The organism is Sorangium sp. So ce1153, assembly GCF_051521595.1.
GTDB lineage: Bacteria > Myxococcota_A > Polyangia > Polyangiales > Polyangiaceae > Sorangium.
This window is the reverse complement of sequence record NZ_CP150361.1, coordinates 14,272,206-14,299,195: the sequence shown is the minus strand read 5'-3', so window position 1 is coordinate 14,299,195 and position 26,990 is coordinate 14,272,206. Positions and strand designations below refer to the sequence as shown.

The 26,990-nt window shown below is 70.0% G+C and carries 17 protein-coding genes; 6 read left to right on the top strand and 11 right to left on the bottom strand.

All coding sequences use genetic code 11. The annotated features are described in order from the left end of the window. Positions 1-51: 51 nt before the first annotated feature. From WME85_RS52090 to WME85_RS52080, 3 genes are all read left to right on the top strand, one after another. Entirely contained in the window at positions 52-861 is an 810-nt protein-coding gene (locus WME85_RS52090) for a helix-turn-helix domain-containing protein (RefSeq protein ID WP_437833120.1), read from the top strand. Between the two features lie 204 nt (positions 862-1,065). Continuing rightward, positions 1,066-3,546, top strand: a complete 2,481-nt coding sequence (locus WME85_RS52085; protein WP_437833119.1) for a SpoIIE family protein phosphatase — start codon at positions 1,066-1,068, stop codon at positions 3,544-3,546. 410 nt (positions 3,547-3,956) lie between these two features. Further along, a complete protein-coding gene (locus tag WME85_RS52080) occupies positions 3,957-4,361 on the top strand; it encodes an MmcQ/YjbR family DNA-binding protein (RefSeq protein WP_437833118.1) in 405 nt (134 codons plus the stop codon). Between the two features lie 181 nt (positions 4,362-4,542). On the opposite strand, the gene WME85_RS52075 is transcribed toward WME85_RS52080, so the two are convergent. The 8 genes from WME85_RS52075 to WME85_RS52040 all read right to left on the bottom strand — a co-directional run bounded on the left by WME85_RS52075 (position 4,543) and on the right by WME85_RS52040 (position 15,307). Next, positions 4,543-5,871 carry a trypsin-like serine protease gene (locus WME85_RS52075; RefSeq protein WP_437833117.1) on the bottom strand — a complete coding sequence of 443 codons (1,329 nt, stop codon included), beginning with the start codon at positions 5,869-5,871 and terminating at the stop codon, positions 4,543-4,545. A gap of 27 nt (positions 5,872-5,898) precedes the next feature. After that, positions 5,899-6,516, bottom strand: coding sequence for a hypothetical protein (locus WME85_RS52070; protein WP_437833116.1), 618 nt, complete (start codon positions 6,514-6,516; stop codon positions 5,899-5,901). A gap of 289 nt (positions 6,517-6,805) precedes the next feature. Beyond that, positions 6,806-8,971 carry a beta-propeller domain-containing protein gene (locus tag WME85_RS52065; RefSeq protein WP_437833114.1) on the bottom strand — a complete coding sequence of 722 codons (2,166 nt, stop codon included), beginning with the start codon at positions 8,969-8,971 and terminating at the stop codon, positions 6,806-6,808. Positions 8,972-9,215: 244 nt separating this feature from the next. Further along, the gene (locus WME85_RS52060; RefSeq protein ID WP_437833112.1) at positions 9,216-10,673 is read right to left on the bottom strand and encodes a peptidoglycan-binding domain-containing protein; all 1,458 of its coding nucleotides are present in this window, start codon (positions 10,671-10,673) and stop codon (positions 9,216-9,218) included. A 154-nt stretch (positions 10,674-10,827) separates the two neighbouring features. Continuing rightward, the gene (locus WME85_RS52055) at positions 10,828-11,199 is read right to left on the bottom strand and encodes a hypothetical protein (protein WP_437833111.1); all 372 of its coding nucleotides are present in this window, start codon (positions 11,197-11,199) and stop codon (positions 10,828-10,830) included. A gap of 268 nt (positions 11,200-11,467) precedes the next feature. After that, positions 11,468-12,961, bottom strand: coding sequence for a hypothetical protein (locus tag WME85_RS52050; protein WP_437833110.1), 1,494 nt, complete (start codon positions 12,959-12,961; stop codon positions 11,468-11,470). Positions 12,962-13,386: 425 nt separating this feature from the next. Continuing rightward, entirely contained in the window at positions 13,387-14,100 is a 714-nt protein-coding gene (locus WME85_RS52045) for a hypothetical protein (RefSeq protein WP_437833108.1), read from the bottom strand. Between the two features lie 538 nt (positions 14,101-14,638). Continuing rightward, positions 14,639-15,307 (bottom strand): lamin tail domain-containing protein, encoded by a 669-nt coding sequence (locus WME85_RS52040; RefSeq protein ID WP_437833107.1) that lies wholly within the window; start codon positions 15,305-15,307, stop codon positions 14,639-14,641. Positions 15,308-16,062: 755 nt separating this feature from the next. Here WME85_RS52040 and WME85_RS52035 point away from each other — a divergent pair. Beyond that, the gene (locus WME85_RS52035) at positions 16,063-17,139 is read left to right on the top strand and encodes an RICIN domain-containing protein (RefSeq protein WP_437833105.1); all 1,077 of its coding nucleotides are present in this window, start codon (positions 16,063-16,065) and stop codon (positions 17,137-17,139) included. A 111-nt stretch (positions 17,140-17,250) separates the two neighbouring features. Here the strand turns inward: WME85_RS52035 and WME85_RS52030 are convergent, their stop codons facing one another. Together WME85_RS52030 and WME85_RS52025 are read right to left on the bottom strand one after the other, a co-directional pair. After that, a complete protein-coding gene (locus tag WME85_RS52030) occupies positions 17,251-18,147 on the bottom strand; it encodes a LysR family transcriptional regulator (protein ID WP_437833104.1) in 897 nt (298 codons plus the stop codon). A gap of 140 nt (positions 18,148-18,287) precedes the next feature. Continuing rightward, a complete protein-coding gene (locus WME85_RS52025; protein WP_437833102.1) occupies positions 18,288-20,192 on the bottom strand; it encodes a hypothetical protein in 1,905 nt (634 codons plus the stop codon). Between the two features lie 805 nt (positions 20,193-20,997). On the opposite strand from WME85_RS52025, the gene WME85_RS52020 reads away from it, so the two are divergent. Both WME85_RS52020 and WME85_RS52015 read left to right on the top strand, forming a co-directional pair. Then, positions 20,998-22,311 (top strand): sigma 54-interacting transcriptional regulator, encoded by a 1,314-nt coding sequence (locus WME85_RS52020; protein ID WP_437833100.1) that lies wholly within the window; start codon positions 20,998-21,000, stop codon positions 22,309-22,311. A 33-nt stretch (positions 22,312-22,344) separates the two neighbouring features. After that, on the top strand, positions 22,345-25,590 hold the full coding sequence (locus WME85_RS52015) for a serine/threonine protein kinase (protein ID WP_437833098.1): 3,246 nt from the start codon (positions 22,345-22,347) through the stop codon (positions 25,588-25,590). On the opposite strand, the gene WME85_RS52010 is transcribed toward WME85_RS52015, so the two are convergent. Next, a complete protein-coding gene (locus WME85_RS52010) occupies positions 25,579-26,931 on the bottom strand; it encodes a hypothetical protein (protein WP_437833096.1) in 1,353 nt (450 codons plus the stop codon). The genes WME85_RS52015 and WME85_RS52010 overlap by 12 nt on opposite strands. Between the last annotated feature and the right edge of the window lie 59 nt (positions 26,932-26,990).

Genomic DNA, 26,990 nt, shown 5'->3' with positions numbered 1-26,990 from the left:
TCGACGCGGGAGCCCGCGCCCGGCTTGAACGGCCGCCCGAGAGGCGTGAGAATGATGAACGTGGCCGCAGCGATGGATCTCCCGGCTCTCGCGCTCCCGCGCTTCGTCGAGGACGTCCATGCGGTCGCGCCACCCCCCGGTCAGGCGTTCGACCTCGAGTGGCTTCCCGACGGCAGAACGGCCCTTTTTTTTCGAGCGCTTACGGGCGGGCGCGAGGGGGGCGTGTGGGTCGCGGGCCCCCGGACGCGCGCGATCATCAAGAGCAAGACCGGAGTCGCGCGGACGGTCGTTCTTCGGTTCAAGCCAGGCTGGTCGGTTCCGCTGCTCGGCGTGGCAGCGGGCGAGCTCACGGACCGGATCGTTCCGCTGGAGGACGTGTGGGGCCGCGCGGGGCGCGAGCTCTGCGGTGAGCTGCTCGCCGCAAGGAGCCGCGCGGACGTGATGGACCGCATCGCCCGGGCGCTCGCCCTTCGTGCGGGTAAACCATTGGAGACGGCATCGGGGCAGCTCGCTCGTCGTGCGGTTCGCTTGCTCGAAGGGGGCGAGGTCCGGGTGGAAGGTGTTGCCGACCGGCTCGGCGTCACGGCGCGGCATCTTCGCCGCGCTTTCACCGAGAACGTCGGCATCGGCCCGAAGGAGTTCGCGCGGGCCGTCCGCCTGCAACGCGCGGTGCGAATGGCAGCGACCTCGTGCGACTGGGCACGCATCGCCGCAGACGCCGGCTATTATGACCAGGCCCACCTCATCGCCGACTTCCGTCAGCTCCTCGGGCTCACACCGGGCGCGTTCTTCAAGCGCGCGGGTGGCCGGACGAAGCGATTGAAGCCGATCGCGTCGGATCTTCCATTGCCTGTTTGGTAGCTCGGGCACGACGACCTTCATCGCCATGGGTGAACAGAAGCGTTGGCCCCGGTCGAAGATCGACGTACAATGCTGCGCTCATGTCAACGTTCGGATCGAGACAGGAGGCCTCGCAGCGTCCCTGCTATCGTCCGTGGAGGGCGGGCGGCTTTGCGCCGCCGTTCCGCGGCGCGCGGCGAGCTCCTGCGCGATGAGCCGCAGGCCATGACGCGTAAGCGCCCGACAATCTCCCTGTTGATCGACAACATGGCGGGCGACTACCAGTCGGAGGTGCGGTCCGGCATCGAGCGCGCCGCCGAGGCGCACGGCGTCAACCTCCTGATCGCGTTCGCGTTCGGAGAGCAGATCCCCCTGCACGGGTCGACCGACGCCGCCAGGAGGAGCCTCTACCACATCATCGGTTCGGAGATCGTCGACGGCATCATCGTCGCTTCGTCGACCCTTTGCCATCTCGTCAGTATCGACGCCGTGCGGGAGTTCTGCCGGTCCTCCGCGTCGTTGCCGCTCTGCAGCATCGGATTGGCGGTAGACGATATCCCGAGCCTCATGGTCGACGACGCCCTCGGGACCGAGATTGCGGTCCTGCACCTGATCGACGAGCACGGCTGCAGAAGGATCGCGTACATCAGTGGTCCTGCTAATAGTGAAGAGGCGCTCCTCCGCGCCGGCGGTTACCGGAGGGCGCTCGCGGCGCGCTCCATTGCTTACGATGAGCGCCTCTTCACGTCCGGCGCGTTCACGGTGGGCAGCGGTCGCGCCGCGATCCGCGAGCTCCTGGAGCGCGGGGTCGATTTCGACGCCCTCGTCGCCGCCAACGACTGCATGGCGCTCGGCGCGATCGACCTGCTCAAGCAGCGGGGCATCGACGTGCCCGGCGACGTCCTGGTGTGCGGCTTCGACGACATCCGCACGGCGCGCTTCGCCAAGCCGTCGCTCTCCACCGTTCGCCAGCCCACCAAGGAACTCGGGGGGCTCGCCGTGGAGACGGTCCTCCAGATGATCAAGGGCGAGCCTGTCCCGGTGCTCCGTCTGGTGGGCGTGGAGCTGACGCGGCGCGTGTCCTGCGGCTGCGGGCGCCAGGCGGGCCCCTTGCTTCTCCCTCCGGGGGCCGCCGCGTGGAGCGGTCCGAGTTCGCTCGCCGGCCAGCGGGCGTCGCTGGAGCGCGCGCTCGCGCAGGCGGTCACGATCTCGGCCCGCTCGCTCGACGGATGGGCGGACAGGCTGCTCTCGGCGCTGGAAGAAGAGCTCGCCGGGGACAGGGGCCGTTTCCTGCGTGGGCTCGAGGAGCTCCTCGACGCGGCCCGGCGCGAGCGGGTGCTCCTCGAGCAGTTCCAGTCCGTGATCTCGCTCCTGCGCGCGCGGCTCCAGAGGGCGCCGGAGCAGGGCGGCGACGCCGCTCTGAACGAGACGCTGGAGCAGATCTGGCACGCTTCCCGGATCGCCATCGGAAGCGCGTCCGTGCATGTCGAGGGGGAGCAGCGGCTCAAGGTGGAGCTCGCCGCGATCGACGTCAACTATGGGATGAGGCACTTCTCCACGTGCCTGAACCTGCCGGTGCTCCGGTCCACGCTGGCGGCGGATCTGCCGAAGCTCCAGTTCTCGCGCGTCGCCTTGTCGCTCTTCGACGACGCGCAGCGCTCCACCCTGAGGCCGTTCTTCTGGATGGAGGACGGCCGCGAGGTGGAGGTGCCGCCCGTGAGCTTCCCGGCGCACCTCCTCGCGCCCCCGGGGTTCCTGAGCGGCGATGAGCGCTGGAGCGTGATCACGTTCCCGATCGCATTCGGCGGGGTCGAGAAGTTCGGCCTCGCGGTGGTGGACGGCCAGCCGAACGAGATGATCTACGACGCGTTGCGCCTCCAGCTCGGCTCGGCGGTGAAGGTGGCGACGCTGCACCGGGAGGTGGTGCGGCAGGTGGAGCTGCGCGAGCGGCTCGAGCAGGAGAAGGTCCGCGAGGAGAGCCGCGTCGCGGCGCGCATCCAGACGACGCTGGTGCCGGAGCAGCTCTCGGTCGAGGGGCTCGAGCTCTGCGCGACGATGAAGCCGGCCGCCGAGGTCGGCGGCGATTACTACGATGTGATCGCGACGCCGGACGGGGGCTGGATCGGGATCGGCGACGTGGCGGGGCACGGGCTCGCGGCGGGGCTCATCATGCTGATGATGCAGAGCATGGTGTCGGTGATGGCGTCGAGCCCCGCGGCGGCGGGCCCGCGCGAGATCGTGTGCGCGGTCAACCGGGCGGTGTACAAGAACGTCCGCGACCGCATGAAGCGGGACGAGCACGCGACGCTCCTGCTCATGCGGTACACACGCGACGGCCGCGTGACGTTCGCCGGCGCGCACGAGGACATCCTCGTCTGCTCGCCGCGCACGAGGCGCTGCGCGACGATCCCGACGAGCGGGGTGTTCATCGGCGTGCTGCCCGAGATCGACGCGATGACGCAGGACGCCGAGCTCGTGCTGGAGGACGGAGACGTCCTCGTGCTCTACAGCGACGGCGTGACCGAGGCACGCAACGAGCATCAGGAGCAGTTCGGGCTGGACCGGCTCTGCGCCACCGTTGAAGCGGCCCAGTCCGCGCCCGTGGAGGAGATCCGCGATCACATCCTCGGGGCGGTCGAGGGCTGGTGCCCGAGCCTGGACGACGACATCACGATCCTCGTGGCGCGGTACCGCAAGCCCGGGTAGCCGGAGGCCGGTGTACGCAGCGAGCGCACGTCATGCCTCTCAGCGGCAGTGATGTTGGGGCGACCTTTGCCCGGTCGCAGGGCTTCTCGGGCCTTGCCTGGAGCGACAGACGGGTTGAAACCGCGAGGCGCTGGACGGTACGTCGCGCCTCCTCGTCGTGGAGCCGCCCGCACCCGCCGCGCGCGGGAACGCGGCCCTTGACTGGCCCCTCACGTTCAGCGGCATCAACAAGCTCGCGAGCACGGGTGGACGCGAGCGCCCGGATGCCGAGCATCGTGCGCCGTTCGAGGCGGCGGGGCTCTGCGGGAAGCAGGTGCGCGATACGCCGAGCTTCTATAAAGGTCTTCGAGGCGGTCCGGGCCTGAGCCGCCCTCACGACGGCGACCCACCCCTTACCGAGGCGCACCGCCATGATCTCCTCCGACGATTTCCGAAGACTCGCGCTGTCGCTGCCCGAGGCCGAGGTGCAGGACCACTTTGGTAAGCCGTCGTTCCGCGTGCGAGGGAAGATCTTCGCGACCCACTGGGTGGCGGAAGAGGGCGCGGTCCTGAAGCTGTCCCTCGAGGAGCAGGACAGCCTGGCGCGGGCGCAGCCCGACGTCTTCTCGGTGACGCCGTGGGGACATCAGGGCTGGACCCGGGTGGAGCTCCGTCGCGTCGACCCGGCGCTGCTGGAAGAGCTGCTCGTGGGGGCCTGGCGTCGCGTGGCGCCGAAGCGCACGGTCGCGCAGTGGGACGCCAGCCGCAGCGCGGGGGAGCCGGCGGCGCCGCTCGGGTCTGCCTCACGCCCGCAGAAACGCCGGCGCGCTACGTGAAGGGCGCCGAGCCGCGCGGCCGGAGAGCGCCTCGACCCGCCGGCACCAGCGCGCGGCCTACCCCGTCCGGCGCTGGGTAGTGCTCAAATCTGGCCAGAGAGAGTTCACATGAAGGCGGGAAGACGGGAAGATCATTGATCTTTTCTTCCCGCCTTCCCGCCTTCATGTTCAATTTTGAGCACTACCCGCGGCGGCGCAGCGCACGCAAACCACGCAATCCGACGACGACCGCGCCCGCCTCGACCAGCGCGACCCAGCGCGCGCCGGGTCCTGCGCCCGGCGGGAATCGTCCGACCGCGCAGCCGCCCACGGCCGCCACCGGCGCGGGCGCCTCGTACCGGCAGCCGTGAGCGCGCGCCGCGCCGGCAGCGGGCGAGCAGACGCCCCCATGCGGGCACGGCTCCGGATCTTCCGGGAAGCAGAGCGCGCTGCAGGTCGGGCCCTCCTGCCCGTCGAGTTCCCCATCGAGCTCCCCCTCGAACCGCGCGCACATGCCGAACTCGCACGCCTCGTCGCGCTCGCACGAGGCGCCGATCGCCCCCGGGCTCGGCCGGGCGTACCGGCACTGCGCCGTCCCCGACGCGCCGCCCTCGCAGCGCATCGAGGCGGGGCAGTCCTCGGGGCCTCCGCACGCGCGCGAGCAGTACGGGAAGCTCGGCGCGTCCTCCGGCGACACGCACAGGCCCGAGGCGCAGTTGCCCGGCTCGACGCACGGCTCGCCGGCCTCCCCGCCGGTCTGCTCGATCGCCGCGAGCAGCGGCTCGATGAAGCCGCCGAGGTGCGCGTCGACGCGGACGGCGCTGGCGCGCTCGGCGCACGCCTCGTCGCCGCGCGAGATCAACCCGAGCAGGACCTCTCCCCCGCCGCCCTCTCCCCCGCCGCCCGCGCCCCCGCCGCCCGCGCCGAAGACCGGCCCGCCCGAGTCCCCGGAGCACGCGCTGGAGGGCGACGGCGTCAGCGAGAACGTGAGCGCGCCGAGCTCCCCGAGGACGGCCGTCCCTTGCATCCGCCGGGCGTCGCCGCGCTCCTCGGGGTCCTCCCGCCCGAAACCGACGAACCGGACGCTCCGGCCGTCGTCCTCGTCCGTCACGGGCTGCGCGCGCAGCGGGACCGGCGCCACGTCGAGCGGCTCGCGCAGGAGCAGCAGGCCGATGTCGTGCTCTGCAGCGCCAGCCCGGTAGTCCGGAGACGACCACGCCCGCGCGATGCCGACGTGGACGCCCTCGGCGGCGGACGGGCCGACGAGCGCCGTCTCCGGACGATGGCCGGCGAGGCAGTGCGCCGCGGTGAGGACGACGCGCGGGCGGATGAGGACGCCCGTGCACCCGACCTCGCCGCCCACGGCGATGCCGACGACCGCCGCGTCCTCGGTCGCCGGCGTGCCGTTCCTCACCGCCTGCCGCGCCTCGGCGGCGTCCGTCGGCAGGGGCTCGCCCGCCGGGGCGCACCCCGCCCCGCCGAGCAGGAGCAGGGCGGCCGCGGCGGTTCCTCTCGCGATGCGCGCTGTCATGGGCTGGACGCCTGCGGGGGCCTCACCTCACCGCGGCTGGCCGCAGTTGCCCCGGAAGCAGCACACGCTCGGTCCAGGGTTCAGCGACGTGAAGCAGCCGACGGCGGTGGCGTTGCAGATCGCCGAGCACTGCCACGCATAGTCCCAGGGCCTCGTCCAGCTCCCGGCAGCGCAGCCATACCTGGCGAAACAGGCGTCGTGCGCGTCGCAGCAGGCGCCCTTCGTCCCGCAGCTGATGACGCCGTTGTACGCGCCGGGCAGCAGGTCGCACCCCCAGTTGTCGTAGTCGACGCCCGAGTCCGCGCGGGAGACCTGCGCGTGGATCAGGGCCGCTCCGGTGATCGCGCCGTCGAGCGCCGGCAGCTGCTCCATCTCGACCTCGAGCGAGCCCGACGCCGCGACGGCGCCCGACTCGCCCGCCGCCGCGGGATCGAAGAGCGTCCACTCGACCGCGGGCTTCTGCCCCTCGATCGCGCGGTAGTCCGCCGAGAACTGCAGGACCCCGGCGAGATCGTAGATGTCCACGCGGACCCGCGACAGATCGACCCGGACGGCGTGCGCGACGCTGCCATCGAGCTCGACCGTCAGCGTCTCCGCGCCCTCCTCCACCTGCGGGTCGCCGGCCGGCTCCGGGCCCGATTCCACGCTACAGCCCACGAACGCGAGAGCCCCCACAGCAGCGAGCGCAGCCAGACGCAACAAAGCTCTTCTCATCGCTGTCACCTTCGCAGTCATGGCGCCGGCACCGCCAGCGCTATAATTTTACACCAACGCGCAGACGACCGCGTCTGCACAGGGCTGTGTAGCAGAGCCCGCGTTACAAACGACCTTCGCTGCGATGGTGGTCTCTCTACCGGAGCAGGACGACGCGCCGCCGCGCCGCCGCGCGCGCGGGCTGCCGGGGTGACGCCGGCGCCCGCGCTGCGGAGCCCGCTCACGGGGTGAGCGGCACGATGGCTGCGGGGGTCGCGAGATCGTTCACGTGGGCGACGCGGATCTCGTCCTCCGAGACGGAGTAGACGTAGTCCTCCAGGAAGACGCTCCGCTTCACGAACGAGCTGGCCTGGCTCCACCAGCTCCCACAGCTCACGGCGTAGGGATCGGCGCTCGTGTCGGGCAGCGGGTGGGGGACGCCGCCGAGCGAGGTGAAGCCCGCATCGACATCCACCTTGTAGACGAGCAGCCCGCTGAACGTCATCGTGTCGCCGAACTCGCCGCCGCTGCCGCCCTCGCAGATGACCATCGGGAGCCCGAGGAGCCCGCGCTGGGCGAAGTAGTTGAACGCGAGGTGATCCGTCGCGGCGTCGCTCGATGAGCCGCGCGTCCCGATCACCTCCTTGTGGGTGAGCTTCGGATCATCGAGGTTCGTGACGTCGAAGATCTGGAGCATGATCCCCTGGAACCACGCGAAGTCCCCCTGGTCGTCGGCGTCGTAACCGATGCTCATGACGTGCCCCGCGTCGATCATGTGCATGTACGTCGAGAACCCCGGGATCTTCAGCTCGCCGCGCACCCGCGGCGCCTCGGGGAGCGAGAAGTCGAGCGTGTAGAGCGGGTCCGTCTTCTTGAAGGTCACCACATAGCCCACGTCGCCGTAGAAGCGCGCGGACCGGATGTCCTCGCCCGGGGCGAGGTGGTCGATCATCCCCTTGACCACGAGCTCGCCGCCCTCCTGCTTCAGCGAGGCGACCGTGTTGTGCGCCTCCGGGTCGGGCAGGTGGCCGGTGGTCGTCGCGACGCGGAGATAGCCCTTGTGCTCGCTCAGCGCGAACTGGTTGAGCACGCGCCCCTTCACGACGCCGCTCCCGAGGTAGGCGCTCGGCTGCGCGCTGTCGCTCAGGGCGAACTTGTGGATCGTCGTCGCGTCGGGCGTCGCCGCCGCGTCCTCGTAGAACCAGCCGTACGTGCTCCCGTACTGGTGCCGGCTCGCCACATAGAGCGACTCGGAGGTCGCGTAGACGGCGCCGGGCTTGCCGACGACCGTCGTCTGGCCGAGCGCGTCGCCGCCGAGCTCGGTCGAGACGACCGAGAGGAAGCTCTGGCCGTCGCCCGTGTGCGACACGTAGAAGTTCGCGCAGCCCTCGAACGGGTCGTCGGCCCGCGGGAGCGCCTCGCCGTCGCGGTAGAGGGTGTCCTCGACGGTGGGCAGCTGGAGGTCGAGCGGCGCTGCGTCGATGAGCGCGAGGTTCTTGTCGACGAGCCGCTCGAACGCGACGTTCACGGTGCCCACGGTGCCCGGCGTGACGCCCTGCTCCGAGAGCGCGCAGATGTCGAGGCCCTCCGGCCACGTCGAGAGCCCATCGACCCTCGGCTCGGGGGAGGACACGACGGTGTGCACCGTGCTCCCGATGCGCCGGGCATTGATGAACGAGCCGGAGAACCTCAGCGTCCGCACGACGGTCGGCGCCGAGAGATCGCTGATGTCGAGCTCGGTGACCAGGAGCGGGGTGCCGTCGCCGGTGAACTCGCAGTCGTATCCGTACGTGCACTCTCCGCTGGAGTAATACGGGTCCTCGCTGGCCGACGGGGACAGCGACGAGTACACGAGGGCGCGCTGCTCATGGACGAAGAGCTTCTTCGCCTCCCCCTCGATCTCGACCGCCGCGACCCGGTGCGTGTCGGCGGCGGGCCAGGCGTCGAAGATCTGGAATTGCCCGTGGGCGAGGAGATAGACGTGCTCTCCGTCGTTCTTGATGAAGTCCGCCTCGTCGACGTCCGCCTCCTGCGTGTTCGTCGTCGAGTACTCCTTGGCGCCCCCGCCGCTGTCGCTATCCCCGCCTGCGGACGGCGCCCCCGGGAGGGGCCCTCCCGCGCCGGCCGACGCGACGTTGCCCGCGCCGCCATCGTCGCCCCACCAGTAGCACCCGCTGTCGAGCTGCTCCAGGGCGCTGGTGCGCGACGCCTCGACCGACTCGATCATGTTCTGCTTCAGCCGCTCTCGCAGGAGCGACTCGACCTCATCGCAGCTCGCCGCGGGCGTGAGGGCGCTCTGCGCGAGGCCTGTCTGCGCGGGCGCGCCTGGCTCGCTCGAGCAGGCGGCGAAGCCGATGCCGAGCGCCAGCAGAGAAACGAGCGTGCAAGTCTTGAGGAGTGTGCGCATGGGGGAAGTCTCCGTGCCAGGTCGTCGATCGGACCGATGGCCCGCGGACAGGCACGGGGCATGCCCCGCCATTTCATTAATAATTACGAACAGTTAGCGCCGGGACAGCTGGCACACGACGGCACACCGTGAGCCTCGTGGCGCACAGGCTGCCTCGAGCAGATACGGCGCCTCGATGGCCCACTTCGAGCCGCCGGAGGGGACGAAGTAGTTCACGACGCCGCTGTACCACTCGCCACCTGGCTCAGCCCCTGAGTGCGGCGCCGTGGATGTTCGCGGCGAGATCGGCGTACCTCATGCGAAACCGGCCGCGGCCCTCGGGGACCGGCGCGCGGGGCGGGGCGCCCTTGCAGCTGTCCGACCCCGCGGGGTTGCGCAGGATGACCGAGGCGGGCTTGCCGTCGGCCCCGCGCTCGATCTTCTCGGCCGCGACCCAGTGGTAGCCGCCCTCCCATTTCAGGAGGACTGGCACCTTCTCGCCGCGCCCCATCGCCCCGGCGACGTCGTCGGCGACGGACGCGCCGCTGCGCAGGAGGGACGAGACGCTCGTGTAGCTGCCGCCCATGATGTCCTGGAACAGGCTCGTGAAATTGCCGAGCGGGACGCGCGAGTCGCCCCCGAGGGCGGCCCAGAACGAGTCGTTGTCTTCGGGGTTGTCGTAATCGAAGATCCAGCTCATCGCCGTCGCGTGGTTCATGAGCGCGGACTGGAACAGCCGGTCGATGTCGACGCGGCCCGAGGCGTCGCGCAGGATCGCGTTGCGCGGCATCCTGAGCACGCGGCCCGAGCGGAGCTTCACCTCGCCCGCCTCCCGCGTGATCCCGTCGAGGATCCGCACGAACTCGGCCGGATCGACGCGCAAGAGGACGTACTCCATCGTCCCCGCGCCGCACGTGCCGCGACATGCGCCCTGCTTGACGCGCAGCGGGTTGTCGACGTGCCGGATCGCCTGCGCGAGCACGAGGTGCGGATCGATGCCGCCCTCGAGCACGAGCCTCGGGTCGCGCCGGACGTCCGCCATGGCCCCGAGGTTCGGCAGGAGCGCCCCCGTGTGCAGCCGGCCCGCCGCGAGCAACCTGTCGAGCGCGGCCAGCGCGTGCGCGTCGCCCCCGAGCGCGCGCCGGACCTCGACGAGGCGCGCGCCCCGATCGGCGGCGAGCGCGCCGGAGACGGTCGTCGCGGGCCCGTCGTCGACGGAGTCCACGGCCGGCGGCGGCGAGTCCGGGTCCGGCTCGGCCCCGGGCACGACCTGCGGGAGCTTGCTCGCGTCCGGGAAATAGCCCTGGTCGGTGCGCGAGGGCGCGGCGGGCGCCGGGGCCGCGGAAGGCGCGCGGCCGAGCGCCGCCGCCTGCTCGGGGCTGAGCCCCGCGGCCTTGGCCAGGGCCTCGTCGAGCGGCGGCGTACGCCGCGCCGCGAGGCGCCTGTCGAGGGCGGCGAGCGTCGCGGCGTCGACCGTGCCGGTCTGCGGGAGGTCCTCCGCGGCTTGCAGCGCGACGATGCCATCGTGCGTCTTCGGCCCGAACGAGCCGTCGGCCTTCGCCGGGTCGCCGAGCCCGATCGCGCCGAGCGCCTCTTGCAAGGCGCGCACGCCGTCGCCGTGCGCCCCGCGCGCGAGCGTCGCCGCGCCCGCCGCGATCGATCTCAACGCCTCGTTCGACGCGAGCTCGGGGGCGCCGAGCCCCGTGTTCCCCTTGTCGCCCATGGTCCCCTCCGGCCATCGCCAAACGCGCTGGGTCCTCCCCAGGATACTACGCCGCGCGGGTCGATGGGCGCGTCAGGCGGAGCGGCGGCACGCTGCGGGGTGGAGGCCCTGGAGCCGACGCGCGGCTCCGGGGCGCCGGGCGCTCAGCGCGCCGTCACTGGAGCTCGCCCGCGTAGAGGCACGTCCCGGCGCAGTCGGCGCCCCCGTTGTCCGGGTCGCAGGTGTCCCGCGGATCGTCCACACAGACATAGCCCTTCTCGCAGGCGAACCCGGCGAAGCCGCCGCAGGGTTTGCCCACGCAAATGCCGCCGCAGTCGGCGTCCCTCCTGGGGTTGCAGTCGTCGTTCGGGTCGTCGACGCACTTGTTGGTGCCTGGACAGCCGCGGCCGGTGATGCCGCCGCAGGTGAACTGAAGCGCGGCCTGCGACTCGTCGACCGCCTCTACCTCGCTCGCGTCGAGCGCCTCTCCCCCGCTCGGCGCCTCGGCGGCGCAGCCGACGCCGAGCACGGTGCCACTGACGATCATCACAGACACCTTAAGCCATTCCTTGAGCATGCGAGTACCCTCCAGGCGCGCTCGCCTCGTCCACGCCCTTCGCGGGGGCGGCGAGCCACGGTGAGGAGCAAAGCGAAAGGCGGGCCAGCCCCGGAGAGGCCTCCTCGGCGGCCTCTTCGCCGCGGAGCCGTCGTCGCGCGCGGCGCAGCTCGCGCAGGTCCTGCACAAACTGGGCAGGATGCTGTCTTGGAGCGCGGAGGGGGGCCGAGCGCCGGCCCCGGGGCTGGTCAGCGGGAGGTCAGTGCGCGCCGTTGGCCCGCGTGAACGGCGCGGTCACGCCGTCGAGGATCCGCGTCGTCTCGCAGACCCGGCGCCACGGCTCGTGGTACGAGAACATGGCGCCCGTGCCCGCGGGATCCGGCACGGTGAGCTCGGTGCCGGCGGCGGGGAGGCCGATGGGTCCGCCGGCGGGGATGGGCGGTGAGGAGAGGAACGGCGAGAGGCCGGACTGCGCGCCCGGCGGGCGCGGGTGGATGTGCGTGAACGGCGTCGCCAGCTCGGTCGGGCTGTGGCAGCCGTTGCACGTGGCGAGCGCGAAGTGGTGGCGCTCGATGGGCTGGAGCGGCGTCGCCAGGGTGTGATCCCAGAACGGCCCGGGCGCGGGCGGGGGCGGGGGCGAGGTCGACTCGCCGCCGAGCAGCGGGGCCGGGACCGGCGTCTGGGTGAAGTCGATCAGGTTGGGCGAGCCGGTCCAGAGCGCGTTGGCGTCGAGGTAGCCGTCGAGCGCGCCCGACGCGTTCAGGTTGTCGTCCGGCGTCTGCTTGGTCGTGTCCGGCCGGAGCAGCGCGGCGTTCGGCCCGAGGCCGACCTGCTGGAGGGTGCTCTCGCGGAGCTTCCAGTCGGGCCCGAAGATGATCTCGTTGGTGCGCACCTGGGCGATGGCGCTGCCGGAGTTGAGCGCGCCGGGCTCTGCCCCCGGGGAGGTGATGTCGTTGAGCAGCGACTCGAGGTGGGCGAGGTACGGGGGTGAGCCGATCGGCCCGAGGGACGGGTCGCTCAGCTTGTGAAAGTCGGTCGCCCAGTCGAAGGTCGTGGCCGGAGCCCCGCCGCGCTGCGACGGCAGGCGGTACTCGAGGATGACCGTGGCCGGGAGCGGGTTGCCGCTCGGCAGGTCGACGATGCCGAAGACGAAGCGCACCTCGCCGGGGCTCGGAGGGCCGCCGTAGAGGGGAGAGGGGTCCTGCAGATCGGCGCGGTTGAGGATCGCGAGGAGGCGGAAGGGCGCCCGCGTGATGTCGAGCCGGCAGGCGCCCGGGCCGACGATGGACGCCCCCGCGGCGCAGCCGCTGGCGACGAGCCACGGATCGATGAGCGCGGGCCGGATGCCGGGCCGCGCCGGCACGGCGAAGCCGTTGACGACGTTCGGCACCTCCCACGCGTGCAGCCACTCGGCCACGAACTCGTGGGCTGGTGTCGCGCCGGCCATCTGGCGCATGAGCGAGCCGAAGGTCCACGCGGCCGGGGTGCCGCCGGAGGGACACGAGCCAGACCAGGTGGTGCGGCAGACGTCGTCGACGACGGCGACATCACGGATGAGCAGCTCTCGGTCGAAGTCGACGGGCAGCGGGAGCGGCGGCCAGAGCGTGGGATTCAGGTAATCGCAGTCGGTGACGAGCGACTGCGCCGCCTCGCCGAGCGGACCGTCGTCCCCGGACCCCGAGGTCCCGGTGTCGACGGAGCAAGCCCCGATGGCGAGGCCGGCCAGCGCGCACAGGATCGATGTTCTTTGCATGAAAAGGAGGCACCTTTCTCGCGTGGGCCGCGGCTCCATGCCTGCTGGAGCGCACGGCGCGAACGCCCCCGCTGAAAACGCAGGCGGCGGCCGCCTGCTCTAGGGACGGAATATCAGCGCGCATAGTGGCCTGCATCACGCGATCTTGGCGTCTTCGTGACAGGCCCTGGGCGTGGGAGTGTGTCCCCCGGTGAAGGTGCATGAACAACCATGTACGTGAACGTCTTCCTGCGTGAGCGCCCGGGGGGGGCTACAGCCTCGGGGCCCGGCGCGCTCTCGTCGGGCGCCGGCGAGCGCGTCGAGATGGCGGCGTGCGGAGCGAGCTCGCCTCCGTGGCGCGCCCGGATCCTGAAGATAGGCACCGAGACCGCGCTCTCGCGGCGCTGCCTCGGCCGCGAGCGACTGGCTCGCTCGACGTCGCGACGTCAGTCGACCTCGATCGCGACCGCCGTGTCGTCCGGGTACGTGAACCCCTGCTCGACACCGAGCGGATCGCTGAGGGAGCACCCGCCGACTTCATCACACGTGGCGGTGCCGAAGAGCTCGAAGGCGATCTTGAACGCTCCGGGCTCCACGGCGACGGCGCGCAAGCACCCGTCGGCGAATGGATTGTCCGGACTGGCCGCGCAGGCGATGGGCATCTGCTGAGGCTCGTACAGCACACCCGTCCAGGAGAAGGTGTTGCTCTCTCCAGCGCCGATCTCGAACACGCTCCCGTCGAGGCAGTCCCACGGCCAGTCGTCCACCCTCTGGACCGTCTCGCAGGTCAGCTGCGCTCGAGGCGGATCCGCCGTGCCGAGGGGCCCGCCCTCCGGACCGATGTGGAAGCGCTCGAAGCACTCGTCGCTGCGGTAATAGATGGACGTCGCGCGGTTGTTGGTCACCGTGAACCTCACCTGGGCTCCCGGCTCGTCGTTCTCGAACGCCGAGCAATCGACCTCGCCGCCGCCGTCGCCGTCCAGCCCTCCGCCGGAGCCGCCGTCCCCGCCCTGGCCGCCGCCGTCGCCGTCCGGCCCTCCGCCGGAGCCGCCGTCCCCGCCCTGGCCGCCGCCGCTGGCGGAGCTGCTCGTGGAGCCGGACGGGCTCCCCCCCGTCGTGTCGTCGCCGCACGCGGACGCCAGCAGACCAACGCAAACCATCGCCAAGAATCTCGACATGAACGCTACCTCTCGAGCCCGCGGACTGCAAACGGTGGGCCAGGCCGGAAGATCCCGAGGAAATGCGTGGGGTTGTCGCTTCGCAGGAGGTCGCGTGTGCCTCGGTGAGCCACCATGTGTCGGAGGGTTCAGCTCGGCTTCCGTGGCCCGGTGGGGACGCAGAACAGACGGCAATGCGCCGGGAACAGAGGGTGATGCGCCAGGAGCAGCCCGCGGTGCGCCGGCTTCACCGCGCAACGCGGTTCCATAGACGTCGTGTCAGGGAAGCGAGCCAGGCGAGGAAGACGAGAGTTATGCTCCGGTGATGATGCTTCGTCTCGCCCCAGCGAGCCTGCCGGGCAGCCCGGCGCTGCCGCAGCGAGCCGCTTCATGAGCGGCCTCTTCCTCGGGGACCTGGCGCTGACACGTGTGGATCGCGACGCGTACTGCGAGCGCATCGGCTATCTCGGTCCGCGGGAGCCCACGCTGTCCGTCTTGCGGACGGCTCGCCACCGCTGTCTCGTCCCGGTACGACGCGACGCTAGGGCGCCGCGTTCGCCGCGCCCGGGGTCGGCGCGGTGACGCCGCCCTGGCCGGTGAGGTCGGGCAGCCTGCCCCACGTCTGCCCGTCGGCTGCCGCCTCCATCGGGTACTCCAGCTGGTTGAGCACCTGGTCGTTCGGAGAGATGAGGAAGACGGTCTCGCCCCTGGAGGCGCTCACCTTCCACGTCGCGTAGAAGCAGCTGCTCGGGCCTTCGGCCAGGCACGTCGTGTGGGGCCCCGGGCCCACCTCGACCGCCTGGTCGCCGAGGACGAGCAGGTACTCCCCCGGGCCGAGCTCCGTGCCCTCGGGGAACCTGAGCGCGTCGCCCGTGTTGCACAGGCCGGTCTCGTCGGAGTCGCAGAGGCCGAACCCGCCGAGGTCCGCCGCCGCCGAGCCCGGGTTGCCGAGCTCGATCCAGTCGCTGCCCTTGGCCGAGATCTCGTTCACCACGACGGTCGTCGTCACGTCACCGCCCGTGCCCGTTCCCCCTGACCCGCTGCCGCCGGTGCCGCTGCCGCTGCTGCTGCTGCTGCCGCTCGAGGCCTGTGACGAGGTGGTCGCGCCCGCGCCGGGCGTGCCGCTGCCCGCCGGCTCGTCGTCCGAACCGCAGCCCGCCGCGCAGAGCGCAGCAGCAAAGAGCATGGTGAATCGAAGGTTGGTAATCATGAAGTTCTCCTCGGCCGCAGCACACGGCGGTCCCGGCCGCGCGTCAATGGGCACGGGCCGGCCCGCCACGCCCGCTCGCAGGTCCAGGAGCGCTCTGGCCGAGCGCGGGCCCAGGCGGCTGTCCTCGGGTGCTTCAGCGTACATCGCCGCGGGGCAAGCGTGCCGCTCCGGACCGGCGCCGGGCCGGGCGGCGCGGCGGCGCGGGAGACCTCGTCACCCTTGATCCCGTGCCTGGTCCAGCGGACACGGGATCACCTCCCGCTACCGCGCCGCGTCGGCAGCCAGCGCGGCGGTTCCGAAGGTGGGCCGCGTGCGCGCCCGGCGCCTCGGCCGGGACGGAACATGGGCAGAGGCGGCCACCGCGACCCACGCGCGACGGCGGGATGGCAAGGTTTGCCGGTCAGGTAATCCTTGCCATGGCGTGATGGCATGACTTGCCACCGGGCCCCGGCGCCCATCACTCGTCGAGCAGCCTGCCCGGAAGGGCATCGACGCCGCGCTACGCCTTCGAAATCCGCGCCGGTGGCCAGGAGCGAACGCCCGCGGAGGCAGGGATGCGCGCCGAAGCCGCTGCCCCGGAAGCCGTTCTGATCGCTGGCTTCACTCTTGCTGAGTCCATCTTCGACGGTCACGGACCGGGACGACGCCGAGCCACGGCAGAGCCGCCGCTGCACGGCTACGTCGACCATCCACCGCCTGCACGAGCTGCCCTGTTTCAGCTCGGCGCGCACGGCGAATCTACCCTGGAGTACGACATGAATACGTTGAAGCGAATCGTCGGGCTTTGTATCGGTGCTTCGGCCCTCGCGGCATGCTCGGCCGCCGACGTCAACGGGGACAGCGAGAGCGTCGACACCGACGATGGCGCACTTTACGTCTCGTCCCCGAACATCTGGCAGAGCCGCAACATCCCTGTCTGCTGGGAGAACCCCGGCAACGACGCGACCCAGCGCGGCTGGGTCAAGGAGCAGATCACGAACACCTGGGATGCCGTCTCGTCGGTCAACTTCACCGGTTGGGACACGTGCGCGAGCACCTCGTCGGGCATCCGCATCCGTATCGAGGATTCGGGCCCTCACGTGAAGTCCCTGGGCAGCGCGCTCGCCGGCGTCAGCGCCGGCATGGTCCTGAACTTCACCTTCCTCAACTGGAGCCAGGCCTGCCAGGGGAACGAGGAGAGCTGCATCCGCAGCATCGCGGTCCACGAGTTCGGCCACGCCCTCGGGTTCGCCCACGAGCACAACCGCGACGATACGCCGAGCTCCTGCACGGACGCGCCCCAAGGCAGCGACGGCGATCTCGTGGTCGGCAGCTGGGACCTCAGCTCCGTCATGAACTACTGCAACCCGAAGTACAACGGCGACGGCAATCTCAGCGAGACCGACATCGAAGGCGTCCACCTCGCCTACGAACTGGGCTTCACCGGCCTGATCGTGAGCGAGGAGAACGACAAGTGCCTCGACGTCTTCCAGGCGAGCGGAGACGACGGCGCCGCCGTGGTCACCTGGCCTTGCCACGGCAACGACAACCAGCGCTGGGACCTCGCGCCGAGGAGCGACGGCTACTTCAACGTCATCAACCGCAACTCGGGCAAATGCCTCGACGTCGATGGCGCCAGCGCGGGCGACGGCGCCGCGCTCATCCAGTGGACGTGCAGCGGAGACGACAACCAGGCATGGCGGGTCGAGTCGAGCGGCGGCGCGACGCGGCTCGTCGCCAAGCACTCGGGCAGGTGCCTCAACCTCACTGCCTCCAGCCAGGACGACGGCGCCGCGGTCGCGCAGAATGCCTGCGACGGGAGCGGCAGCCAGCAGTGGTCGATCAAACCCTGACCCCCACCGTCGGGTGCTTCAGCGTACATGGCCGCGAGGCGATCGTGCCGCCCGTGACCAGCACCTGGCCAGGCGGCGTGGAGGCGACGGAGGCGTCGTCGCCCAGCAGCGTCAGGTCCCGAGCTCTTCGACCATGAGATCGATGAAGCGCCGGACACGGGGCTCCAGGAGACGTCGGGTTGGGTAGATCGTCACGATCTTCACCTCCTCCGCCTCGAGGTCGGGCAGGACCTGCTGGAGGCGCCCGGCGGACAGGTCATCGGCCACCAGAAAGTCCGGAAGAAACGCGATGCCGAGCCCCGCGACGGCAGCGTCCCTGAGGGCTTCTCCGCTATCCAGCCGCAAGCGGCTCCGCCCCTGCGCCTTGACCCAGGCTCCGTCGGCGCCGACGAAGCGCCAGCTCTGCCTTCGATTGCGGCTGCTGAAGATCAAGCAGTCGTGTCCGGCGAGCGCATCGAGGCTCAGCGGTTCGCCACGCTCGGCGATGTAGGACGGCGAGGCGCAAAGCATGGCCCTGTACCTGGCGACCACCCGGGAGACCAGCCGCGTGTCCGGGGGCGCGTCTCCGATCCGTACAGCCAGATCGAAGCCCTCCTCGACGATGTCGGCCAGTCGATCGGTGAAGCTCACCTCCACCTGGATGTCGGGCCAGGCCTCGAGATACCTCCGCAGCAGCGGCAGGACCACGAGCCGCCCGAAGGCATCGGGGACAGTGAGCCGCAGAAGCCCTCGCGGCGTGCCGGAGCGCCCCGCCACGCTCGCCTCCGCATCGTCTACCGCCGCGAGGATCTGTAGGCCCCGGTCGTAGAACACCCGGCCTTCATCGGTGAGGCTCAGCGCCCTCGTCGTGCGGTTCAAGAGGCGCACGCCCAGCCTGTCTTCCAGGCGATTCACGGCCTTGCCCGCCGCCGACCTGGTCAGGCCCATCGCCTGCCCCCCGGCGATGAAGCTCCCTTCCTCGACGACGGCCATGAAGACGAGGATATCGCTCAGGTTCGCGCGCAGCATGGTGCAGCTCCGCCTGCTCCGGCGCTGGGCTGAGCAGGCGCCTGGAATGTAGCAGGAAAGCTCCTCGCGTCTGTAGAGACATCCACTCGTTGGACGCCATGCTCCGGAGCTTGCCCGCCGCGACGGTCCGCGCTCGCCGCTCAGTGGGTGCTGGCGAGCGGAACGCGCGTGAGCTGGAGCGGCGGTAGACCGAACTTGAAGCCGCAGATTTGATTCGCGAGCGAGGCAAGCGCTTGCTTGCGGTTATCCATCTCGGCGAACGTGTGGGACAGGCCGCGCACGTCCGTGACGGTGAGCGAGCTATTCTGCAGCAGGTCCGACAGCCCGGGGCTCGCGCCAGGGCCGGCGGGGCGAATGTGATAGAAGCTGGTCGCTGTTTCGCCGGTGTGGCAGCCGCTGCACGTCTTCGAAGAGAACGTGAAGCGCGCTTCGAGCTCGGCAGCAGACGAGAGATCCGGATGATCCCAGAACGTGTCGAAGTTATACGTCGAGGCGCCGCCCAGGAACGGCGCGCCGCCAGACAACTCGGGGACCTGGTAGCCCGGATCGCCCATTGAATTCAGGATCTCGCCGAGGAGCGCAGGGCTGCCGTTCAGGTCGATCGGCGCGGGCGTCACGCCGGGTACGGACGTAAACGTCACCTGGTGCTCGCGTGGATTGTTCTTCGTGGTCGTCTGCGTCAGCGGGCCCCCCGGAGCGGGCAGCACGAACTCCCGGAGCTGCCAGATCCCGCTCAGATCGATCTCGTTCGTACGCAGCTGGTTCAGCGCGCTCTGGTTCGGCTTCTCGGGAGCGGCGCCGTGGACGACCACCGCCTCGGTCAGCGCTTCCAGCGCCGAGCCGTACGCGGGATCTCCCGGCAACAGCGTGCTCAGGTTGACCCAGGCATTTGCCCACGCCTTGATGTCCGTGCAGCTCGAGAGCGGGACGCCAAACTCGAAGATGGTCGACATCTCGATCGGCTGGCACGTGTCTCCAGCGTCCTTCGCGTCCCCGTCCCCGTTCGCGTCCCGGACTTCCATGGCGCCGAACACGAAGCGCAGCTCGCCGCCGCTGTTGCCCGCCGAGGAGCCGCCGTACGGCGAGCTCTGCGCGAGATCGCTGCGGTAAACGATGGCTTGCAGCCGAAACGGTGCGATGCTGAGGTTGAGCGCGCCGCCGCCGCTGCGCTGCTTCCAGGGATTCAGGATCAGGGAATCGACGTTCGCGGCCGCCGCGGTGCTCGTGGCGTCGAGCACCGGCGCGCCGCCGGTGGCGGTCACGCTCTGCTGCGCGCGCCAGGCGTTCATCCATTGCTTGACGAAATCACTCGAGCTCAGCCCGGAGCCCTGCGCCATCTGCTCCATCAGATGACCGAACGTCCATTTCTTCAGGGGATTGTTCGCGACCGCCGCGTTGCATGGATTCATGGTGCGAGCGGGATCTTCTATCACCGGCAGCGAACGGATCAGGAGTGATTTTTGCGGGTTGATGCTGGCCGTCGTCACCGCTCCGAGCGTCTTCAGCGGCCCGAGCTCGCCGATGCGGGGCAGCCGCACGACCGCTCCCCTGCGCAGCGCCTCGAGATCGATGGCCGACGTCGTCTCGATACGCTCGCTCCCGGACACGACGCGCGAGCCTGGGACGAAGCGCCGCACGGCCGTCTCCCTCAGGCGCGAAACCTCCCGGTTCAGCTGAGTCAGAAGCTCGACACTTACGGGGATTGCGCCCGTGAACAGGCCGTCGCCGGCCCTCGCGTCGAGGTCGCGACCGAGATCGTTGAACTCGACGCTCGGCTCGCGCTCGCTGAGCGAGAGCTTGAAGCTCGCCTCGCCATTCTCCGCCGCCACGCGCTCGCGCTCCCTGCCCGCGAGCTTCAATGACAGCGCTCCCAGGTCACTCCTCGGAAGCTGCAAGAACAGGTCATCGACGCGCAGCGGGAGCCCCCTTGCGCCGCGCAGGGCCTCCACGTCGGAGCTCGCCAGCTCCGGCGCGTCTTGCTCTGCGGAGCAAGCCGCCAGCAACACAAGCCCCGTCGCGACAAGGAATCTGCTCGTTTTGCTCATATATTTTCCTTTCGATCGTGAATCTGAATCAATGGTACGCTTCTGAGACCGGAACTTGTGGGTCACCGCGGCCTGTCCGATGACGTGAGGACGGAGCGGACAAGAATCAGCGACTCACAGCCAGAGGCCCCCGGATCCTCGCCGGTGTCATGGCGATGTGGGCTCAGCTGACGTCAGACCTGCCGACGGCTTGCTTGCTCGTCATCGAGCTCGACGCCCTCTGGCAGTCACCCACCGTGAATAGACGACGAGGCGCGTACGGGCGCTCGCTCGTGTCAGCAACTCTGGCGCTGTCAACCCTAGCAACTCTGGGGCCACGTTGCCTCGAGCTTCCAGCGATGCCTCATCCATCGGGTGACGGCGCGCGGTCGTGGAGACGACGCCCGCTACCGTGCCCGACTTCGGCGGGCCGATGCCGGCGCTGGCGTAACTCCGGACCCGTCCCGTGTTACGGGTCACCGTACGCCATTCGTCTTCGGCGGCGTAACACGGCGCAACATCCGTAACACCCACCCGGCTGGCCGAGGCGAGCACGGAGGAGGACCCAGCCCGCAGCGTCGGCGAGCCAATGATTACCGAGCCGTCTGGCCGATGGCGCAGCGCCCCATCTCGATGATGGACACCTCGCTGGCGGCTCCGCGGGCGCGGTTCACCGATCGCCGCCGCTCATGATGCTGCCGCCGGCGTATTGACCGCGTCGGCCCGACTGGGTACGCAGAGCTTCGTGTCTGGTGAGCCCGACCGAAGCACATTGTCCGCCATGGACGGACCGCGACATGTGAACGGACCAGAGAAGGGTTCCTTCTTGTTTCTGGTCGTGGACAGCCACCGGCCGGTTGCGTCGCCGGCGCGCGTCGCCCTCGACGATGTCGAGGAGGTCGTCATCGGCCGCGGCACTGCCCGAAGCCTGGATCTCACGGGCAGCGGCTCACGCCGGCGCGTCGAGATCCGCCTCGACGACCCCTGGCTCTCGTCCAGGCATGCGCGACTGATGCGGGTCCTCGGGCGGTGGTGCTTCGAAGATTGCGGCTCCAAGAACGGCAGCGTCGTCAACGGGGCGCCGAGGAAGCACGCCGAGCTCGCGGAGGGGGACGTTGTCGAGCTCGGTCGTACGTTCTTCATCTATCGCGCCGCAATGGATCGCGGATCCGAAGAGGCTAGTTTGCTGGACGGGTCGAGCCTTGCCGCGCCCGTCCCGGGCTTGCTCTCCCTCATCCCGTCCCAGCGTGAGATGTTCAAGCAGCTCGCCCTGGTCGCGGCCTCCACCATCCCCGTGCTGCTCCAGGGCGAAACGGGCACAGGCAAGGAGGTCATGGCGCGCGCCATCCATTCGCTCTCGGGCAGGCCGGGCGCATTCGTGCCGATCAACTGCGGTGCGCTGCCGCGGGAGCTGGTCGAAGGAGAGCTCTTCGGGCACAGGAAGGGCGCCTTCTCCGGGGCCACCGAGGATCGCCCCGGGCTCGTGCGCAGCGCCGATCGCGGGACGCTCTTCCTCGACGAGATCGGCGACCTACCCCTGCCCGCCCAGGCGGCCCTGCTCCGCGTGCTCCAGGAGCGCGAGGTGCGCCCCGTGGGCGGCACGCGCTCGATCTCCGTGGATCTTCGCGTCACGGCGGCCACGCACCGGCCGATCGAGCGCATGGCGGCGTCAGGCGACTTCCGCTCCGACCTGCTCGCGCGCCTCTCCGGTCACGCCGTCGAGCTCTCGCCGCTCCGGTCTCGCCGGGAGGATCTCGGCCTCATCCTCGCGGCGATCCTCCGACGCATCGACGGACAGCGCGCCGAGCACATCCAGCTGCACCCTCGCGCTGCGCGCGCCCTCATCACGTACGGCTGGCCTCTCAACGTGCGCGAGCTCGAGCAATGCATGACGACCGCGGTGGTGCTGGCGCAGGGGGGCAAGATCGATATCGATCACCTGAACAGCGCGCTGAAGCGCGGCGCCGCCGATGCCGCGGCCCAGGGAGACGAGCCCACCCGGCCCGACGAGCTCAAGGCGCTCCTGCGCGAGCACGGCGGCAACATCGCTGGCGTGGCGCGCGCCATGGGCAAGGCCAGGATGCAGATCCATCGCTGGTTGAAGCGCTACGAGATCGACCCCGATGACTTCCGCCCGTGAGGCGCTGCGCCACGGTCGCAGGATGAGGCGACCATGACGCCGGAGACGGTCATCGCGGCTCGATACCGCATCGTGCGACGCCTGGGCGCGGGCGCGATGGGCGCTGTCTACGAGGCGATCGATCTCCAGACGGCGCGGCGGCGGGCGCTCAAGGTGATGCACGCCCACACCGTCGAGCGCGCCGACCTGCGGGAGCGATTCGCCCTGGAGGCCCGCGTGTCCGGCCAGGTCGACAGCCCCGCGCTCGTCGACGTCGTCGACGCGGGTGTCGATGACGCCACGGGGACTCCGTTCCTCGTGATGGAGCTCCTCCGGGGGGAGACCTTGAGCCAGCGGCTCGCGCGCGCGGGCGGGATGGCGCCGGAGGAGGTGCTCACCTATCTCGGTCAGGCCGCGCCGGCCATCGACAAGATGCACAAGCTCGGCATCGTCCACCGCGACCTGAAGCCGAGCAATCTGTTCCTGGAGCAGCGCGAGCACGACGCCCCGCGCCTCAAGATCCTCGATTTCGGCGTGGCGAAGGTGCTGCACGAGGGCGTGACCCGCGGCTCGACCGGCGCGGCCGGGACACCGATCTACATGGCGCCTGAGCAGTTCCAGAGCAGCAGGATCACGCGCTCCGCCGATATCTACGCGCTCGGCATGATCGCTTTCACGCTCCTCGTCGGCAAACCCTACTGGGACGACGAAGCGCAGATTGGCGACAGCCCCGTCGCCTTCGCGCTCGTCGCGTTGCACGGCCCCAAGGAGCCCGCCTGCGAGCGTGCGGCGCGCCGCGGCGTGACGTTGCCGCCCGCGTTCGACGCGTGGTTCGCGCGCGCGACGGCGCTCGCGCCCAGCCGGCGCTTCCCGACCGCTGGCGCCGCCGTGGAGGCGCTGGCGCAAGCGCTCGGCGTGCCAGGCTACGCGCTGCCAGCCCAGCAGGCCGCCGGGGCCGAGGCGCAGGACGGGACACGACCCGTTGACGAGCAGCCGACGCCGACCGAGACGTTTCGATCGGACGGGCGACCGGATGAGAGTGAAGGAGCGAGACGCACGGCCCCGGAGGTCTCGGGCGCAGGGGAGCCCGGCGCCGAGCGGCCTCGCTCCGAGCCCGAGCGCGATGCGCCGAGCGACACCTCGCCTCAGCAGCTGCAGGCCATCGTGCGTCGGTCGCGCTGGCGGCGCTGGATCGCGGCCTCGAGCGCCACGCTGGCCGCCGTGGGTCTGGGCATCGCGCGGTGGGCGTTCCCTCACCGGCCCGTCGCCTCTCCTCCACCCGCCGTCGTCGTGCGATCTCCTCTGGAGCCTGACGGCGCGGTGCTCGCTTGCCCGATCCTGGAGGCCTCCGGGGTCGAAGAGCCGGCCGGGTGGCTGGGAGCCGCCGCGGCGGCGACGCTGTGCGAGCGGGCTCGGGTCATCCTCGGAGGCAGCACGGCGCGCACGTTGGTTCCTGCGGAGCTGCTCTCGCTCCCTCGGCCGCATGCGGACGCGTATCCCGTCGAGCCGTATGCCGGGCCGGAGGCCCGCGCGCGATCGCTGGAGGCGGCTCGCCGGAGGGCAGCGGCGTACGTGGACGGGACGATCGTCCTCGAGCCGTCCCGTTCGTTTCGGCTCACGCTCACGCTGCGAGCCGCCGACGGCGGCGAGCTCGCGTCCTCTGTTGGCGGGGGCAGCGCGCTCTATGAAGCCGTGAGGAACGCCATGGATCCCTGGGTCGATGCAGGGCTCTTGCCAAAGGCCGCGCGCCTCGACGACGCCGTGGCCGACTTCTCTCGGGCGCGCACCGTCGACGCGGCGCTGGACGAGCTCGACCTGACGCTGGCCATGACCCACAACGCCGGCGGGCTCCGGCAGGAGTGCGCCCGGTTCGAGGCGCGCGGCGGCGGGCTCGCGGAGATGGGCCCAGGAGAGCGCTTTCGCTGCGCCTATACGGTCGGCGAGCCCGCTCCTGCGGTCGCGCTCCCACCCGCCAGCGCCACCGCTTCGCCGGGCGAGCTCGCCGCGCGCGCCCGCGTTGACCTCATGATGCGGCGCACCGTCGACCCGTCCGCGGTGGCGGAGCTCCAGCGCCTCTATGATCGCGAGCCGTCGGCCTGGGGACGCTCGACCCTCGCGGCGACGTTATCTTGCGTGCTGCCGTCGCCCGATGAGGTGCGCGCCACGGAGATGACCACGCTCGCCAAGGACATGGCGTTCGGCGCGGTGCAGGCGGAGCCGAAGAACCCGATCGGGGAGTGGTGCGCGCCCTGGTTGCAGCTGGCAACCGTGACCCATGGGACCCCGAGCGCGACGAGCGCCTTGCAGGGAATGAGGGCCTGGATGCCGTGGGAGGCATATGGGTGGCTGTTCGAGGATTCCGGCTCAGGAGAGGCCGAACCTCCAGCGCACGATGCTCGCAAGCGCGCCCTCAGGTTCGCGCGGCGTGCCTATGTTCTCTCCCCGCTGGACATGAACGTGGCCGACACCCTGGTCGATCGGCTCCTCCAGGATGGAGCGCGCCAGGAGGCGCGCGGGATAGCGCTCGCGGTGGCCCAGGGAAGCCACGCTCCCCACAAGGTCGGGAGTGAGCTCCTCCTCGTCCGCGTCGAGGCGAGCGAGGCTCGCATCGGCGCTGCTCTCGAGCGGGCGAGGCGCACGATGGCCGTTTCTCCGGATGATTCCGGGTTCGTTCGCGTGCAACGCCTCCAGATCGCCTGGCGCGCGCTGGAGCTCGCCCTCGTCCTCGGGCGCGAGCGGGAGATAGCCGACCTCATCGTCGCCCTCTTCCTCGACCCGGAGCCGCCCCCCCTCGAGGGCACCCACATCAGCATCCCGCTCCGTATCGGGGCCATCTGCGCCCGCGCCAGCCGAGCGGTGTCACGTCGCTGCTTCGAGAGGTTTCGCAAGCTCCGGGTCATGTTCCCGGAAGGCGAGCTGCCGAACACGGAGAGCTTCATCACTGGAGCCGAGCGCTATGCCCGCGGAGACCACGGGGGCGCCGCGCTGGCGTGGCGCCCGCTGCTGCAGGAGCCTGAGCCGTTCGTCGAGGTGCTCGGCGACGCCATGGTCGCGACCTATGAGCGCGAGGGTGCGCACGAGGTGGCTCACCTGCTGGAGGAGGCGATCCCGACCGACAGCCAGGCCCTGAACGGCGCGAGCCTCAAGACGGTGCGTGAGGCGGAGCGCGCGGCGAGGCGTGGGGACGAGCAGAGGGCCCTCGACCTGGCCCAGCAGGTGATCAAGGCGTGGTCGGTGGCGGACGCCCCTGTTCCGGCGGTCGAGTCGATGAGGCGATTGGTGGCGAGACTACGGAAGTAAACGTCCAGGATACCAAGTAAGAAGCGAAGAGCAATCGGCAGATCTGCTGAGATCACATGGATGGTTCAAGTAGCTCGTGATGGGGTATTCCCAGTGGGAACCGCCCTCGACGCACGAGGCGTAGACAAGACCTGTGTTAGCATCAGACTCGTTGCACGCACATGAATTCGCAGTACCAGGAATATCAGCCGCGCATGGCTTTGGCACATTAACAAAGCAATTTTCAGTCGCACCACTCCATGGGAGGGCGCACAGTCTATCCGCGATGTTCGCATCGCCAACCGTCAAGTATTTGCTGAAGCATGCGTACTGCTTATCGAAGAGTACGTCCTTGGAGCTCCCCGCGTCACTGGCGGATGTCGAATCGAAGATGTTCCCGTAGAACGCGCCCTCACGGTACCTGAACACATCCACTTCCGGCGCCGGATACGTCAACTCCTCGGTGGCCACAGGAACCACGTCGAACGCAGCGCTCTTCTCCGGCAGCATCACGCTAAAATACCCATATGATGCCTCTGGGACGGCATCCGCTTCACTCACATCCATCATGGGACCATTCGCGGGACACTCAAATTCAACCGCGTAATCAGGACTCTTGAGCATAGCGCTTTTGATGTGCTCGATGTACTTCTTCCGAAAATCCGCCTCCGGATATGCCCCATCGTTACAGCCGTGTATGCCCGCGCATACACGCACAAACACCGGAGATGGGCTGACCTGGACCGGGCCAAGCTTGAGCGTGACCTTCCTGTTCTCTGTCTCGCCAAACTTCTGCGCCATGCATTGCCCCACGTAACGTGCCGACCACCCGCAGTTGTCCGTCGCCGAAGCCGGTCCACCGCCGCCGTCGCATCTGCTGAAGCTCTCGATCTCGATGGCTTCACCTGTGCTGCCGTCCTTCTCTCGATACCTCGTTTCGACGGGAACCTTGTCATGGAGAGCGAGGGGAGATCCCGGGCCGCGCATGGAGAGCACGACCACCTTGTCGAGCGCGTTCACCCGGGCGAGCACGCTGGCGGAGACCGCTTCCAGACATGCGTTGGTTGGAAGTTTGTTAAACCAGTCGCCCATCGCCGTTCCGCTGCTGGCGCATGCCCCCATATGCCCATTCCACTCATAGTGCTTGGGCCCCACGTCGACCGAAACCGTCTGGCCTTCATTGAGAGCGAAATACACGATGTAATCCATCAGCTGAACGGCGAGAGGCTCCAGCGTGGAATTCTGCGAGCTAAACGGCTCGACATCGTCGAGCTTCAAGCCGTTCAGCTGACTTCCTTTCAGTCGCTCGAGCAAGTCTTGGTTCGCCTGGAGCACATTCGGATGGATGCCGTTCTTGGGCATGCCGTTGTGAGGCAGCTGCCCCGCGGGAGCGACGGGCTTTGCCGGAGGTCTCTTTGACG